The organism is Streptomyces sp. NPDC107654 (assembly GCF_055639035.1).
This window is the reverse complement of record NZ_JBVKBI010000003.1, coordinates 449,455-464,292: the sequence shown is the minus strand read 5'-3', so window position 1 is coordinate 464,292 and position 14,838 is coordinate 449,455. Positions and strand designations below refer to the sequence as shown.

The 14,838-nt window shown below is 73.1% G+C and carries 14 protein-coding genes and 2 pseudogenes; 9 read left to right on the top strand and 7 right to left on the bottom strand.

Annotated features, from left to right (window positions below):
* Nucleotides 1-119: 119 nt before the first annotated feature.
* Nucleotides 120-1,070, bottom strand: coding sequence for an NADP-dependent oxidoreductase (locus tag ACZ7N4_RS07925; RefSeq protein ID WP_471354971.1), 951 nt, complete (start codon nt 1,068-1,070; stop codon nt 120-122).
* A gap of 71 nt (nt 1,071-1,141) precedes the next feature.
* Here ACZ7N4_RS07925 and ACZ7N4_RS07920 point away from each other — a divergent pair, with 71 nt between their 5' ends.
* Nucleotides 1,142-2,110, top strand: coding sequence for a GlxA family transcriptional regulator (locus ACZ7N4_RS07920; protein ID WP_471354968.1), 969 nt, complete (start codon nt 1,142-1,144; stop codon nt 2,108-2,110).
* 62 nt (nt 2,111-2,172) lie between these two features.
* Nucleotides 2,173-3,021, top strand: a complete 849-nt coding sequence (locus tag ACZ7N4_RS07915; protein ID WP_471354967.1) for a hypothetical protein — start codon at nt 2,173-2,175, stop codon at nt 3,019-3,021.
* A gap of 12 nt (nt 3,022-3,033) precedes the next feature.
* On the opposite strand, the gene ACZ7N4_RS07910 is transcribed toward ACZ7N4_RS07915, so the two are convergent.
* Nucleotides 3,034-4,659, bottom strand: coding sequence for an amidohydrolase (locus tag ACZ7N4_RS07910; protein ID WP_471354965.1), 1,626 nt, complete (start codon nt 4,657-4,659; stop codon nt 3,034-3,036).
* A gap of 18 nt (nt 4,660-4,677) precedes the next feature.
* A complete protein-coding gene (locus ACZ7N4_RS07905; protein ID WP_471354963.1) occupies nt 4,678-6,180 on the bottom strand; it encodes an APC family permease in 1,503 nt (500 codons plus the stop codon).
* A 125-nt stretch (nt 6,181-6,305) separates the two neighbouring features.
* Between ACZ7N4_RS07905 and ACZ7N4_RS07900 the strand changes: the two genes are divergently transcribed.
* The 3 genes from ACZ7N4_RS07900 to ACZ7N4_RS07890 all read left to right on the top strand — a co-directional run bounded on the left by ACZ7N4_RS07900 (nt 6,306) and on the right by ACZ7N4_RS07890 (nt 8,011).
* Nucleotides 6,306-7,037, top strand: coding sequence for a TetR/AcrR family transcriptional regulator (locus tag ACZ7N4_RS07900; protein ID WP_471354961.1), 732 nt, complete (start codon nt 6,306-6,308; stop codon nt 7,035-7,037).
* A gap of 32 nt (nt 7,038-7,069) precedes the next feature.
* On the top strand, nt 7,070-7,534 hold the full coding sequence (locus ACZ7N4_RS07895; RefSeq protein WP_471354959.1) for a pyridoxamine 5'-phosphate oxidase family protein: 465 nt from the start codon (nt 7,070-7,072) through the stop codon (nt 7,532-7,534).
* 84 nt (nt 7,535-7,618) lie between these two features.
* A complete protein-coding gene (locus ACZ7N4_RS07890; RefSeq protein ID WP_471354957.1) occupies nt 7,619-8,011 on the top strand; it encodes a VOC family protein in 393 nt (130 codons plus the stop codon).
* A gap of 74 nt (nt 8,012-8,085) precedes the next feature.
* Here ACZ7N4_RS07890 and ACZ7N4_RS07885 read toward each other — a convergent pair whose 3' ends face one another.
* Entirely contained in the window at nt 8,086-8,388 is a 303-nt protein-coding gene (locus tag ACZ7N4_RS07885) for a DUF4235 domain-containing protein (RefSeq protein ID WP_471354955.1), read from the bottom strand.
* Nucleotides 8,389-8,416: 28 nt separating this feature from the next.
* Nucleotides 8,417-9,317: pseudogene (locus ACZ7N4_RS07880) on the bottom strand (glutathione S-transferase C-terminal domain-containing protein).
* A gap of 257 nt (nt 9,318-9,574) precedes the next feature.
* On the opposite strand from ACZ7N4_RS07880, the gene ACZ7N4_RS07875 reads away from it, so the two are divergent.
* Nucleotides 9,575-10,501, top strand: coding sequence for a cation diffusion facilitator family transporter (locus tag ACZ7N4_RS07875; RefSeq protein WP_471355149.1), 927 nt, complete (start codon nt 9,575-9,577; stop codon nt 10,499-10,501).
* A 79-nt stretch (nt 10,502-10,580) separates the two neighbouring features.
* Here the strand turns inward: ACZ7N4_RS07875 and ACZ7N4_RS07870 are convergent, their stop codons facing one another.
* A complete protein-coding gene (locus tag ACZ7N4_RS07870) occupies nt 10,581-11,030 on the bottom strand; it encodes a nitroreductase family deazaflavin-dependent oxidoreductase (protein ID WP_467922392.1) in 450 nt (149 codons plus the stop codon).
* 239 nt (nt 11,031-11,269) lie between these two features.
* Between ACZ7N4_RS07870 and ACZ7N4_RS07865 the strand changes: the two genes are divergently transcribed.
* Nucleotides 11,270-12,499 carry a cytochrome P450 gene (locus ACZ7N4_RS07865; protein WP_471354952.1) on the top strand — a complete coding sequence of 410 codons (1,230 nt, stop codon included), beginning with the start codon at nt 11,270-11,272 and terminating at the stop codon, nt 12,497-12,499.
* Nucleotides 12,500-12,511: 12 nt separating this feature from the next.
* A complete protein-coding gene (locus ACZ7N4_RS07860; protein WP_189299357.1) occupies nt 12,512-12,712 on the top strand; it encodes a ferredoxin in 201 nt (66 codons plus the stop codon).
* A 62-nt stretch (nt 12,713-12,774) separates the two neighbouring features.
* Here ACZ7N4_RS07860 and ACZ7N4_RS07855 read toward each other — a convergent pair.
* A pseudogene (locus tag ACZ7N4_RS07855) lies at nt 12,775-13,539 on the bottom strand (endo alpha-1,4 polygalactosaminidase); the annotation flags it as partial.
* A gap of 208 nt (nt 13,540-13,747) precedes the next feature.
* Here ACZ7N4_RS07855 and ACZ7N4_RS07850 point away from each other — a divergent pair.
* Nucleotides 13,748-14,716 carry an aldo/keto reductase gene (locus tag ACZ7N4_RS07850; RefSeq protein ID WP_471354950.1) on the top strand — a complete coding sequence of 323 codons (969 nt, stop codon included), beginning with the start codon at nt 13,748-13,750 and terminating at the stop codon, nt 14,714-14,716.
* Nucleotides 14,717-14,838: the final 122 nt, after the last annotated feature.

Genomic DNA, 14,838 nt, shown 5'->3' with positions numbered 1-14,838 from the left:
TCCCGATCGTCAAGTTACCCTCGATGGAAGGAATTTGAGCATGTTCGATTGACATATGTCTTCGAGTTTGTCGCGCGTCGGCCCGTGTCGTTCGTACCGTGCCGCCCGGCCGGTGCCGCTCAGTCCGCCAGCAGCACCAGCTTCCCCGTGGTCCGGCCGGTGTCGCCCAGCTCGTGCGCCTTCGCCGCGTCGGTCAGCGGGAACGTCCCCGCGATCGTCGCCTTCAGCCGCCCGGACTCCGCCAGTTCCGCGATCGCCCGCATCCCCGAGCGGTCCGCGTCGACCAGCATGCGCACCGCCCGCACGCCGAGCCGCTCGGCCTCCTCGGGGAAGTCGTCGTCGCCCACCGGAAGGATCGACACCACCACACCGCCCGGCCGCAGCATCCGCAGGGACCGCACGGAGGTCTCGCCGCCGAGCGTGTCCAGGACCACGTCGACGTCCCGGACCGTCTCCGTGACATCGGTGGACCGGTAGTCGACCGGCTCGTCCACGCCGATCTCCCGCAGGAAGTCGTGCTTGCCCGCGCTCGCCGTACCGATCACGTACGCCCCGCGCGCCTTGGCGATCTGCACGGCCACATGGCCTACGCCGCCGGCCGCCGCGTGGATCAGCACCCGCTGCCCCGGCCGGACGTCCGCGTGCTCGGTCAGCGCCTGCCAGGCGGTCAGGGAGACCAGCGGCAGCGCACCCGCCTGGACGTGGTCGAGGGAGGCCGGCTTGTGCACCAGGGCCCGGACCGGGACCGTGACGTACTCGGCGTGCGAGCCGTGGCCGAAGGGATACGGCAGCATGCCGAAGACCTCGTCGCCGGGCCGGAAGGCCGCCGCGCCGATCCCGGTCTCCGCGACCTCCCCGGAGACGTCCCAGCCGAGGACGAACGGGGGCTCGCCCAGGAACCCGCCGGTGGCCCGGTGCTTCCAGTCGGTGGGGTTCACCCCGGCGGCCCGAACCCGGACCAGCACCTCGTTCGGGCCCGGCTTCGGCCGCTCGACTCGTACTTCCTTGAGGACCTCGGGACCGCCGAGGACGTCCTGGCTGATGGCTCGCATCGTGTTCACATCGCTCATGGTCCCCCAGCCTGCCGGAGCCCGCCCGGCCGGGAAATGGCATGAACGCCAACCTTCGATAGGATCGTGCCATGTCTGATGTGGAGCTGCGCCCCCGGCGCCCGGAGCGGGTCGTCGTCCTGGCGCTCGACGGCGTCTACCCCTTCGAGCTGGGCATTCCCAGCCGCATCTTCGGCGCGGCCGACGGCCACTACGAGGTGCTCACCTGTTCGGTGGACGGCCGCCCGGTGCGCACCAACGCCGACTTCACCATCGGCGTCGCCCACGGCCCCGAGATCCTCCCGACGGCCGACACGGTCGTGGTCGCCTCCATGGCGCCCGTCCACATCCCCACCGAACTGTCCGCCGGGGTCCGCGACGCCCTGGCCCGGATCCGCCCGGACGCCCGGATCGTCTCCATCTGCACGGCCGCCTTCGTGCTCGCCGAGGCCGGCCTCCTCGACGGCCGCAGGGCCACCACCCACTGGCAGGTGGCCGACCTGTTCCGCCGCCGCCACCCCCGGGTGGAGCTCGACCCGGACGTCCTCTTCGTCGCCGACGGACGCATCCTCACCTCGGCCGGGGCGGCCTCCGGCGTCGACATCTGCCTGCACATCGTCCGCACCGACCACGGCAGCGAGCTGGCGAACGCCGTCGCCCGCCGCTGCGTCGTGCCCCCGTTCCGGGACGGCGGCCAGGCCCAGTACATCGAGCAGCCGGTCCCCGAGAGCGGTCCCGCCAGTACGGCCGCGACCCGCGCCTGGGCGCTGGAGCGCCTGGACGAGCCGCTCACCCTGGCCGACCTCGCCGACCATGCCCGGATGAGCCTGCGCACCTTCGCCCGCCGCTTCAACGACGAGGTCGGCCTCAGCCCCGGCCGCTGGCTGATCCAGCAGCGGGTGGCCCGCGCCCGGCACCTGCTGGAGGCCAGCGACCTGCCGGTGGACCGGATCGCCGCCGAGGTCGGTTTCGCCACCGGCGCCTCGCTGCGCCAGCACCTGCACGCGGCGATCGGCGTCTCCCCGCAGGCCTACCGGAGAACCTTCCAGCAGGCCCGCTGAACGTTCCGGCCCGCCCCGGCGTCGAAGGAGCGCACACGGCAGCGGGAGAACGGGGGCGGGGCATGCGCGGAGGGCTCGTGGCGGCGGGGGCGGTGCTGGCGGCGGTCGCCGTCGCGGGGTGCGACGACGGGCCCCGGCCCGACCTGGTGGTGCGGGGCGCCCCTCCGGCGCACCCCTACAGCGGCCCCCTGCACGTCCCCACCAGGCAACTCGACGAGGAAACCCCCGACGCGGTCCGGCAGGCCTCCGGTGCGGCCGGCCGGGCGCTGGAGTGCGACGGGGAGATCTTCGACGGCTCCGGACCCGACGGCTGGAGCGGGTCCGACGGCGGGGACACCCCGGAGGAGGGCCTCGCCCTCTACTTCGACATGGTCCAGCCGGAGCAGCCCGACCACGGCTACCGCGTGGAGCGCGAGGAGCGGGACCGGGTCCTCTACTCCTACGACGTGCGCGGCCGCACCAAGGTGGCGGTCGTGGTGGCCAGGGACCGGAAGGGCCGGCCCGGCTGGGGCCCGGAGACCAGCGCCTCCTGCGACCCGGCCGAACTCCCGGAGAGCTTCACGGCCACCACCGACTGGCAGATCTGGACCGACCACGCGGGCCGCCGGGTCCCGGTCACCACGGTGCACGGCTCGACCGGGCCGGAGCACTGCGGCTGGCAGTCCGCCGCCTTCCTCGCCCTGGGGAAGCGGACCTACGCCCGTGACCCCGAGGGCGTACTGGGCCGGGACGGGCTGCTCCGGGCGCCGTACCGGGCGGCGGTCCGCATGCCCGCCGACGCCCGGGACACCGGATACCACCGCCGTGGCCGGCGGCTGTGGCTGACGCCCGACAGGGCGACGGCGTACGTCCGCGCGGACCACGGCGTGGAGGCGTGGCCGCTGGTCGAGGAGGGCGTCGGCTGCGACTGACCGGCGCCGCGCTCAGCGCGCGGCGTACACGCACGTGCCTCCCACGTAGGTCAGCGCCACACTCGTCTCCGCGATCGCCTCCGGCGGCCCCGAGAACGGGTCCCGGTCCAGGACCACCAGGTCGGCGAGCGCGCCGACGGCCACCCGGCCGGTGTCGTCCAGATGGTTCACGTACGCCGAACCGGCCGTGTACGCCGTCACCGCGTCGGAGAGGGAGAGCCGCTCGTCCGGCAGGAACACCGGCCCGGTGCCGCCCGGTTCGATCCGGTTGACCGCGACATGGATGCCCTGGAGGGGGTCCGGGCTGCTCACCGGCCAGTCGCTGCCCGCCGCGAGCCGCGCCCCGGAGCGCAGCAGCGCCCCGAACGGGTACTGGAGCCGGGCCCGTTCAGGTCCCAGGAACGGGATCGTCAGCTCGTCCATCTGCGGCTCGTGGGCGGCCCACAGCGGCTGGATGTTCGCGGTGGCGCCGAGCCGGGCGAACCGCGGCACGTCGTCCGGGTGCACCACCTGGAGGTGGGCCAGATGCGGACGGGTGTCGAGCGCCCCGCCTGCCTCCCGGGCCGTCTCGATCGCGTCCAGCGCGTCCCGTACGGCCCGGTCGCCCAGCGCGTGGAAGTGGCACTGGAAGCCGAGCGCGTCCAACTCGGTGACGTATCGGGGGAGTTGGTCCGGGTCGATGAAGCTCGTGCCGCGGTTGGCCGTGGCGCAGCCGCACCGGTCCAGGTATGGTTCGAGCAGCGCGGCGGTGTGGTTCTCCGCGACCCCGTCCAGCATCAGCTTCACCGTGCCCGCCCGGAACCGGCCCCGGCTCATCGCGGCCCGCCTCCCGACGAGTTCCGGGATCTGCTCGGCACCCCGCTCCCGGTCCCACCACAGGGCGCCCACGACCCGGGCGGTGAGCGAACCGTCCGCGGCCGCGGTGAGGTACGCCTCCGCCGGGTCGTCCATGCCGAGGAAGTCACCGACCAGCGCGTCCTGCCAGGCGGTGATGCCGAGCGCGTGCAGATGCCGCTGGGCGTGCAGCAGCGCCGCCAGCCGGTCGGCGGGGGTGGCGGGCGGGGTCAGCCGGCCGACCAGCTGCATCGCGCCCTCCTGGAGCGTGCCACCGGGTTCCCCGGAGGCGTCCCGTTCGATCCGCCCGTCCGCCGGGTCCGGAGTGTCCCGGCCGATCCCGGCCAGCTCCAGTGCGCGGCTGTTCACCCAGGCGCCGTGATGGTCACGGTTGGGCAGGTACACCGGCCGGTCCGGGACGGCCGCGTCCAGCAGCTCCTTCGTCGGCGTACCGCCCGCGAACGCCTCCATCGACCAGCCGCCGCCGAGGATCCACTCCCGCTCCGGGTGGGCGTCGGCGTAGGCGCGTACGGCGGCCACGGTCTCCTCGGCCGTCGTCCGGCCCGTCAGGTCGCACCGGGACAGTTCCAGCCCGGCCGGCACCGGATGGACGTGCGCGTCCTGGAAACCGGGCAGCAGCAACCGCCCGGCCAGGTCCACCACCTCCGTGCGGGGACCGGCGAGTTCGCGTACGTCCGCGTGCCCGACGGCGGTGATCCGGTCCCCGGTGACGGCCACGGCGGTGGCGGTGCGGCCCTCGGGGGTGAGGACGGGGCCGCCGGTGAAGAGCAAGTCAGCGTGCATGATGCCTTTCCAGGTCGGTCAGTTGGAGGGAGTGAGCAGCTTCGGCGAGCCGGCGTCGGTGCCCGCACCCGTGGTGAAGTACGGCGACTTGCGCACCCACTTCGCCCAGCCGGCCACCGGCAACCCGGACGTGATCATCGCAAGCGGCACGAACAGCAGGAACCAGCCGTTGTCCGCACTGATCGCGAAGTGGTCGGCGGAGGCGTAGAAGGACCAGCCGAGGTAGCCGCCGAGGGCCAGCAGGGCCAGCGCGCCCAGTGCGGGCGACACCACCGCCCGCAGCGCCTGCCGACGGTCCGTGCGCAGCAGTGAGCGGAACCGCACGGCCGCGGCGAGCGCCGTGAGCGCGTACGACAGGGCGACCACGATCCCGACCGCGTTCACCGTCGCCGTGATCAGGTCGGCGAGACGCGGGATCACCACGGCGGCCAGCGCCACCGCCACGGCCAGCGCCCCGATCAGCAGCGTGCCCGCCGCCGGCGTTCCGTACCGGGCGCCGACCCGGGACCACACCGGACCGAGCGTACGGTCCCGGCTCATCGCGAACGCCCCGCGGGCCGTCGGGATGACCCCGGCCTGCAGCGAGGCCACGGCCGAGAACATCAGCGCCACCAGGGGCAGCGCGGCCAGCGGCTGTCCGGCGAGCCGGTCGCCGTAGTACGCCAGCCCCCGCGCCCCGTGCCCGGCCAGCTCCGGCCCGGACAGCACCCGCTGGAAGGCGACCGAGCCGAGCAGGAACAGGCCGAGCATCGTCACCAGGGTGATCAGCCCGGCCCGTGAGGCGTCCCGCGGTGCGCGCACCTCCTCGGTGACGGAGAACGCGGCCTCGAACCCCCAGTAGCAGAACACCGACAGCAGCAGTCCCTGCGCCAGCGCGGTCGCCGAGGGGACGGCGAACGGGTCGAACCAGGACAGCCGGAAGGGGTGCGGGCCGGTGACGAGGCCGTAGCCGCAGAAGCCGAGCAGGACGGCGTACTCGAAGGCCAGCAGCCAGGTCTGCAAGCGGGCCGCCGTACGCACCCCGGACACCGCGGTCACGGTGACCGCGGCCAGCACCAGCACGCCCACGGCCGTCGTCTGGGCGGTCGAGTCCGGGTCCAGGCCGAGCGGGCCGATCCGGTGCAGGCCCGCCAGACCGGCCAGCTGCAGCAGTGCCGAACCGGTGACCGCCGTGGTGTAGGCGAGGAACGCCACGCTCGCCACCAGGTTCACCCAGCCGACCGTGAAACCCAGCCAGGGACCGAGCGAGCGGCCCACCCACACATAGCCGTTGCCCGCGTTCGGCTCCACCCGGTTGAGCCGGGCGTAGGCGCCGGCGATGCCCAGCACCGGCAGGAACGCCAGCAGCATGATCGCCGGCAGGTGCGGCCCGACCACCCCGGCGGTGACCCCGAGCCCGATGCCGATGCTGGTGGTCGCCGCCGTGCTGGACGCGGCGACGGCGACGCCGTCCAGCACGCCCAGCGACCTGCGCAGCGCGGGCCGCGCGGGATCGTCCGCCGCGTGGGGTCTGTCGTTCATGGCCGGCTCTCCGCTCCTGCCGCGGGGACTCCGATCGGCCCCGGTGAGCGGACATGTAACTGCCGGGGCACTTAACAGGTCAACGGTGTTGTCGTAAGGTGCCGGGCACGTCCCAGGAGGCCACCATGAGCGACCGCGTCGTCCCGCCCGCCGCCCGGCAGCGCCGCCGTCCCACCAAACAGGGGGTCGTGCTCTCCGCCGGGCTGATCGTCGGCACCGCGCTGCGGCTGATCGAGGAGCACGGTGCCGACGCCCTCTCGGTGCGCCGCCTCGGCCGGGCCCTGGGCGCCGACCCCAGCTCGCTGTACCGGTACTTCCGGGACACCGACGACCTGATGCTCGCGATCGCCGACGAACTGATCGGCCGGAGCCTGCGCTCCTGGCGGCCCACCGGCGACTGGACCGCCGACCTGCGGGACCTCGGACTGCGCATGCACGCCGGAGCCCTCGCGCACCCGCGGGCGGCGATGCTCAGCGCCCATCGCGTCACCGGCCGCGCGCACGAGATCCAGGCCGTGGAGAGCATCCTCGGCGTGCTGCGCCGGGCCGGGTTCCCGGACGCGGAGGCGGTGCGGATCTACCACGCGTTCGTGGACCAGGCCCTCGCCTTCGGGGCCCTCGACTCCGCGGGCACCGCCCTGCCCCGGGCCGCGCGCGAGGCGGAGGCGGAGGTGTGGCGGACCACCTACGGCCGGCTGCCCGCCGAGACCCACCCGCACATCGCGGCCACCGCCCGCCATCTCGACGCCAGCATGCGCGTCAGCTCCTACCCGGCCGCCCTGGACCTGTTCCTCACCGCCGCCCGGACACGCCTGGGGCAACTCCGTGCGCGCACCGGGAATCCCCGGCCACACTGATCGCAACGATCACTCCGAGGAGGCCGTACGCCATGACCCCGCCCCCCGCCCGCAGCTTCGAGCAGCGCAAGAAGGACACCCTCCACCGGCTGGAGAACGACGTCGACGCGTGGGTCGCCACCGCCGGACCCGACGGCGCGGCCCCGTATCTCGTCCCGCTGTCCTACGTGTGGGACGGCGGCTCGCTGCTGCTCGCCACTCCGGCCGACAGCCCCACCGGCCGCAACCTCGTGGCCACCGGCCTGGCCCGGCTCGGCATCGGCCCCACGCGGGACGTCGTCGTGGTCGAGGGCGTCGTGCGGGCGGTGACGCCCGAGGACCTGCCGGAGGAGGACGCCGAGGTCTTCGCCGGGAAGACCGGCTTCGATCCGCGCCGGCTGGCCGAGCGCTACCTGTACTTCAGGGTCCTGCCGCAGCGGATCCAGGCCTGGCGCGAGGCGAACGAGCTGCGCGGGCGGGATCTGATGCGCGACGGCGCGTGGCTGCCGGCCGACTGAATCGCGCGGCCCGGGATATCCGCCTGGGAAGAGGCCGAGAGACCGAGCGGCCCGGACGACACTTCCTCGATCCCGGGAGGATCCATGACACTGGTGAAGGCGGGCATGGTGGTGCTGGACTGCTCCGAGCCCGAGGAACTCGCCGAGTTCTACAAGGAGTTGCTGGACGGCGAGCTGGCCGCCGCGTCCGCCAACCTGGTGGAGGTGCGCGGCGCCGACGGGTTCCGGCTGGCCTTCCGGCGCGATGTCAACGCCACCCCGGCCAGTTGGCCTCGCCCCGAGAACTCCCTTCAGCTCCATCTCGACTTCCTGGTCGACGACTTGGACGAGGCCGAGCGGCGCGTCGTGTCCCTGGGCGGCCGCCCCGTCGAGACGAGGGCCGCCACGGGCGTCCACGAACACCGCGCCTACGCCGACCCCGCCGGCCACTCCTTCACCCTGCGCCTGGTTCCCCGGACGGCACCCAAGCAGGGGTGAGGGCCGCGGCCGCGCCGCCGCGGTGGAGGGGTGGGGGCGCCGCAGTGAGGGGCTGCGGCGCCGGGGCCGAGGGGTCAGTCGCGGCCGGTCTTGTCCGTGGTCGGCCACACGCCCGTCGAGCGGGCGATGGCCTTCGCGCCGGTGCGGTCGACCGCGCTGCGCACCACCGCGAAGATCGCGCCCTGGACCGCCGCGGCCAGCAGGATCTCACCCCAGCCGCGGTCCGGGTCCAGCGCGTCGGGCGCGTCCTCCTCGTGCCGGATGGCCATCCACGCCTTGCGGAAGGCCATACCGGCCAGCGCACCGCCCGCCCAGCTGAGCACGAATCCGACCGGCTGGTAGACGACAGGGAGCTTCTTCTTCTTGTTCTTGGCCATGTGTGACTACTTCCTCGTGAGGCGCCCCTCATGCGGGGCGCCCTTGCGGGGCCACCCGTTCGCCCGGGGGCACCGGCCCCGGCGGCGTCCCGTCCCCGAACGGCCGGCCGCCCAGCTCCGCGCGGCCGTGCGGGCTCAGCCAGCCCGCGAGATCAGGCCCGAGCGGCACGATGCCGGTGGGGTTGATACCGGAGTGCACCTGGTAGTAGTGCCGTTTGATGTGGTCGAAGTCGACCGTGTCGCCGAAGCCCGGGGTCTGGAACAGATCCCGCGCGTACGCCCAGAGCACCGGGTGCTCCGCCAGCTTCCAGCGATTGCACTTGAAGTGCCCGTGGTACACCGCGTCGAACCGGACCAGCGTGGTGAACAGCCGGATGTCCGGTTCCGTGAGGGTGTCGCCGACCAGATACCGCTGTCCGGACAGCCGCTCACCGAGCAGTTCCAGCCGCCGGAACACGGCCGCGCACGCCTCCTCGTACACCGTCTGCCGCGAGGCGAACCCGGCCCGGTACACACCGTTGTTCACGTCCTCGTAGACCTCGGCCATCACCTGGTCGATCTCCTCGCGCCGGCCGGGCGGGTACAGGTCCGGCGCGCCGGCGCGGTGCAGCGCCGTCCACTCGGTGGCCAGGTCGAGGGTGAGCCGCTGGTAGTCGTTGGTGACCAGCCGCCCGCTCGGCACGTCCACCACGGCGGGCACGCTCACCCCGCCCGGGTAGCCGGTCTCCCGCCGGTCGTAGGCCTCGCTCAGGAACCGGATGCCGAGCACCGGGTCCCGGCCGCCGGGGTCCAGGGTGAACCGCCAGCCGGTAGCGGCCCGCCTCGACCGGCCAGCCGTCCCGGCCGTCGGCGGTGATCCGGTCCGCGAAGTGGCTCCTGGACCGGGTGAAGGCCCGGTGCCCGTAGGCGCTGTTGCCGTCGCCGCCCATGCTCTCCTCCTCGCCGCACGGAGTCACGAAGTCTCCTGGCCTCCGCGTTCCCCGTTTCGCGCGGCCCGCACGGTGTGAGCCGTGCGGTCCGGGGCAGTCGGCCAAGGGTGAGCAGGACATCCTCGGAACGAGAGACGGCCGCCCGGACGGCCGACGTCACAGCCGATACCCATGCCCCGGCCGAAGCCGCGGCCGATGCCCCGGCCCGTGCCCCCTCCGGTGGCGCGGCCGACACCCAAGCCGACCGGCACACCACGATCACCGTCCTCGTGGCCCTCGGCGCCAATCTGGTGATCGCCGTCGCCAAGGCGGCCGGCGGTGTCCTCGCGGGCTCGCCCGCGCTGCTCTCGGAGGCCGCGCACTCGGTCGCCGACAGCCTCAACGAGGTCTTCCTGCTGGCCGCGCTGCGCCGCAGCCGCCGCCCCGCCGACGCCCGGCACCCCTTCGGCTACGGCAAGGAGCGCTTCTTCTGGTCGCTGCTCGCCGCCGTGGGCATCTTCGTCATGGGCGGCTGCTTCTCCTTCTTCCAGGGCCTGGAGGCGCTCCGCGGCGGCGCGGAGGAGAAGTTCAGCGGCTACGTGGCGGGCCTGATCGTGCTCGGGGTGGCCCTGTTCGCCGAGGGGGCCTCGCTGCTGCGCGCGCTGCACCAGGTCCGCCGGCAGGGCGGCGGTCTCGGCGCGCTGCGCGATCCCGCGCTGCGCACGGTGGTCGCCGAGGACGGCACCGCGGTGCTCGGCGTGACCCTGGCCCTCATCGGGATGGGCCTGCACATGGCGACCGGACAGGTCGTCTGGGAGGCCTCCGCCTCGCTGGCCATCGGCCTGCTGCTCGTCTACGTCGCCTACCGGCTGGGCCGTGAGGCCAAGGCCCAGCTGATCGGGGAGGCCGCCGACCCGGAGCTGACCGGCAGGATCCGGGCGCTGCTGCGGGCGCAGCCGGAGATCGACAGCGTGGAGGCCGTGTTCACCATGAAGATGGGCCTCGACTCCACCCTGGTCGCCGCCCGCGTCGACCTGGCGCCGGGCCTGGACAGCGAGCGCGTCGAGGAGGTCGCCGTGCGCATCAAGCGGTCCCTCACCCGGACGTTCCCCGCCGTCGGCCAGATCTTCCTGGACGTCACCGACCGGCCGGCGGGCGAGGCACGAGAAAGCCCCGCCGCGACGGGGGAACGCGGCGGGGCCTGACGCACCAGTGCCCGTCCGGGCGCCGGTTCACACGCCACCGGAACAGATTTTTCTGAAACGGTCCGGTCTGAGGCCGGAATCAGCTCTCGTCGAGCGGCTCCAGCACGAAGACCGGGATCTCCCGGGAGGTCTTCTCCTGGTAGTCGGCGTAGGGCGGGTACGCGGCCACCGCCCGCTCCCACCACTCGGCCTTCTCCGCCCCGGTGACCTCACGGGCCCGCATGTCCCGCTTCCGCGGCCCGTCCTGCAGCTCGACGTGCGGGTCCGACTTCACGTTGAAGTACCAGACCGGGTGCTTCGGAGCGCCACCGAGGGAGGCGACCGCCGCGTACCGCCCCTCGTGCTCCACCCGCATCAGCGGCGTCTTGCGGATCTTCCCGCTCTTCGCGCCCCGCGTGGTCAGCACGATCACCGGCATCCCGGTGTCGAGCAGCGTCGTCCCCTTCGTCCCGCCGGAGCTCTCGTACAGCTCGACCTGCTCGCGCACCCACTGCGTCGGGCTGGGCTCGTACTCGCCCTCAAGAGGCATGGATCCCGCTTCCTTTCCTCGGTCCAACGATTCCGTGCCACCCGATCACTGCCCGCCGGCGGCGGAAAAGATCCCTCGCGAGCCGAACGGACGGTGGCCCGATCCGGTCGCTCCGAACGGGGTACTTCGGCCAGATGACGAAGGTCACCGAAGTGGCCGAACTTGACGTCGACCCATAGATGCCTGGGGCATCTAATGAAGATCGGCACGACGCACTCTTTCGTCTGCGAGGTCTTTCCATGACGGAACTGACGGACACCAACGGCCCGGCTGCCCCGGCCGACCCCGTCGCCTTCCCCCAGGACCGCACCTGTCCCTACCACCCGCCCACCGGCTACGCCCCGCTGCGCGACGGGCGACCCCTGTCCCGCGTCACCCTCTACGACGGCCGCGAGGTCTGGGCCGTCACCGCCCACGCCGCCGCACGCGCCCTGCTCGCCGACCCCCGGCTGTCCACCGAGCGCCGCCACCCCGGCTTCCCCGTGCCCACGCCCCGGTTCGAGGCGGGCCGCAACCGCAGGGTGGCCCTGCTCGGCCTGGACGACCCCGAGCACCACCGGCAGCGGCGCATGCTGATCCCGTCGTTCACCGTCAAGCGGGCGGCGGCCCTGCGCCCCTGGATCCAGCGGATCGTGGACGGACTGCTGGACACGATGATCGAGCAGGGACCGCCCGCCGAGCTGGTCTCCGCGTTCGCGCTGCCCGTGCCCTCCATGGTGATCTGCGGCCTGCTCGGCGTGCCGTACGCCGACCACGAGTTCTTCGAGGAACAGTCCCGCAGGCTGCTGCGCGGCCCGACCGGCGCCGACACCGTCGCCGCCCGCGAGCGGCTGGAGGAGTACCTCGGCGGGCTGATCGACGCCAAGGCCGAGGAGACCGAGCCCGGCGACGGCATCCTCGACGAACTGGTCCACCAGCGGCTCCGCACCGGCGAGGTGGACCGCACCGACGCCGTCTCGCTCGCCATCATCCTGCTGGTCGCCGGTCACGAGACCACGGCCAACATGATCTCCCTCGGCACCTACACCCTGTTCCAGCACCCCGACCGGCTGGCCGAGCTGCGCGCCGACCCCTCGCTGCTGCCCGCCGCGGTGGAGGAGCTGATGCGGATGCTGTCCATCGCGGAGGGGCTGCAGCGGGTGGCGCTGGAGGACATCGAGGTCGCCGGCACCACGATCCGGGCCGGTGAGGGCGTGCTCTTCTCCACGTCGGTGATCAACCGCGACACCTCCGTCTACGACGAACCCGACGCCCTGGACTTCCACCGTCCCGACCGCCACCACATCGCGTTCGGCTTCGGCATCCACCAGTGCCTGGGCCAGAACCTGGCCCGCGCGGAACTGGAGATCGCCCTCGGCAGCCTCTTCACCCGGCTGCCCGGTCTGCGGCCGGCCGTCCCGGTCGAGGACATTCCCTTCAAACCCGGCGACACGATCCAGGGAATGCTGGAACTCCCGGTGACCTGGTAAGAGGCTCTGCTCATGCATATCGACATCGACAAGGACGTCTGTATCGGCGCCGGACAGTGCGCGCTGGCCGCGCCGGGCGTCTTCACCCAGGACGACGACGGCTACAGCACCCTCCTGCCCGGCCGCGAGGACGGAGCCGGCGACGCGAACGTCCGGGAGGCGGCCCGCGCCTGCCCGGTCAGCGCGATCACCGTGCGGGACAGCACCGGCTGACCGGCTGACGGACCGGGGTGGTACGGCGACCAGGGCGCCGTACCACCCCGGCCCACGCCCCAGCGAACCTTCCGGACGTACGCGGCGGCGTCCGGGGTGGACACGTCGCGGTCGCGGCGGACGATGCTCAGCCGGTGGCCCCAGCGGGCGCGGGCCGCGCGCAGGCCGCCGTCGGTGTACTCGACGTCCACCACCCGGTCGTCGAACGCCTTCGCGTATACCTCGCACTCGTCGTACTGCCCGCACTCCTCCGTGACCGCGAAATCCAGCCCGGCCCGTTCGCGACGCCCGGCCAGCTCCGCGGTGTTCTTCTGCGCGACGGCCAGGTGCCGGGCGTGCGCGTGCCGGGTGAGCAGTTGCATGAACGCGGTGGCGTCGGACGCGGTGAGCAGCCCGCCGGAGCGGGTGTAGCTGTCGTAGTTGTCGGGCTCCACGGCGTCGTAGCCCCGGTCCGCGCAGCCGTCGACCCACCGCGCGACGCGCCGGGCCACGCGCTCCCGCTTGGCCCGGGTGCGGATGTCGAGCAGCGGCTCGTCCCAGTCCTGGTCGATCACGACCTCGCCGCGCGCGTCGCGCAGCAGCAGACCGGCCGGCCAGGAGGGGCGTTCGGCGGGCTGCGCCTGGAACGCGTTGACGTAACAGATGTTGTACAGGCCCGGTGCGGGGGAGTCGGAGCGGTCACGGCTGACGATCCGCACGCCCGTGGGCGGGGGGTAGGCGCCGCCGATCTGGTAGTCGAACCCGGCGTGCCGCGGCGGCAACCGCACCGCACCGTCGTCCTCGTGTGCGCCGGACGCACAGCCGGCCAGTGCCGTCACCGTGACCAGCAGCGTCGTCGCCAGGGCGCCGAGGGCCGTGCGCGACCCGCCGGCACGGTACACACCCGAGGGGGACACGTTCGCTCCGTCCTGCCCACGCCGGGCGGCGCGGCGCGTGTCAGGATCACATCCTCCGCACCGCGGCGGCGTCAAGTCGGTCCCCGCGACACCGTCGTAGGCTGCGATGACCATCGCCCCGAAGGCAGGAGCAGCAACGATGCAGTACGTGAAGCTCGGTTCGACGGGCCTGGACGTCTCGCGGATCTGTCTGGGCTGCATGACGTACGGCCTGCCCGACCGCGGCGCCCACGAGTGGACCCTCGACGAGGAGGCGGCCCGCCCGCTGATCCGGCAGGCGCTGGAGGCGGGCGTCACCTTCTTCGACACCGCGAACGTCTACTCCGACGGCACCAGCGAGGAGATCGTCGGCAAGGCCCTGCGGGACTTCGCCGACCGCGACGAGATCGTGCTCGCCACCAAGGTGAACGGCCGGATGCGGCCGGGTCCCAACGGGGCGGGGCTGTCCCGCAAGGCCGTCATGAGCGAGATCGACCACAGCCTGCGCCGGCTCGGCACCGACTACGTCGACCTCTACCAGATCCACCGCTACGACCACGCGACGCCGATCGAGGAGACGATGGAGGCGCTGCACGACCTGGTCAAGGCGGGCAAGGTGCGCTACATCGGGGCGAGTTCGATGTACGCGTGGGAGTTCTCCAAGGCGCAGTACACCGCCGAGCGGCACGGCTGGACCAGGTTCGTGTCCATGCAGAACCACTACAACCTGCTCTACCGCGAGGAGGAACGGGAGATGCTGCCCCTCTGCGCGGACCAGGGCGTCGGCGTGCTGCCGTGGAGCCCGCTCGCCCGCGGCCGGCTCACCCGTGACTGGGGCGCGGTCACCGACCGCAGCGCCACCGACGAGTTCGGCAGCCGGCTGTACCTGGAGAGCGACCGCGCGATCGTCGAGACCGTCACCCGGATCGCGGACGGCCGCGGTGTGCCCCGCGCCCAGGTGGCCCTCGCCTGGCTGCTCCACCAGGACACCGTGGCGGCCCCCGTCGTCGGCGCCGCCAAGCCGCACCACATCGAGGACGCGGTGGCCGCGGTGGAACTGGAGCTGAGCGAGAAGGAGCTGGAGGAACTCCAGCGGCCGTACACCCCGCGCGCGGTCAGCGGCCACTGACCCGTCCCCGCCGGCGCTCTGAAAGGCCGCAGTTGACGCATTGTCAATGGCAAAAGGCGTGCGCGGAATGCCGAGAATCGCAAGATCTCTTGTTCGGAAGTGTTCGGCTGTGCAAAAGTGCC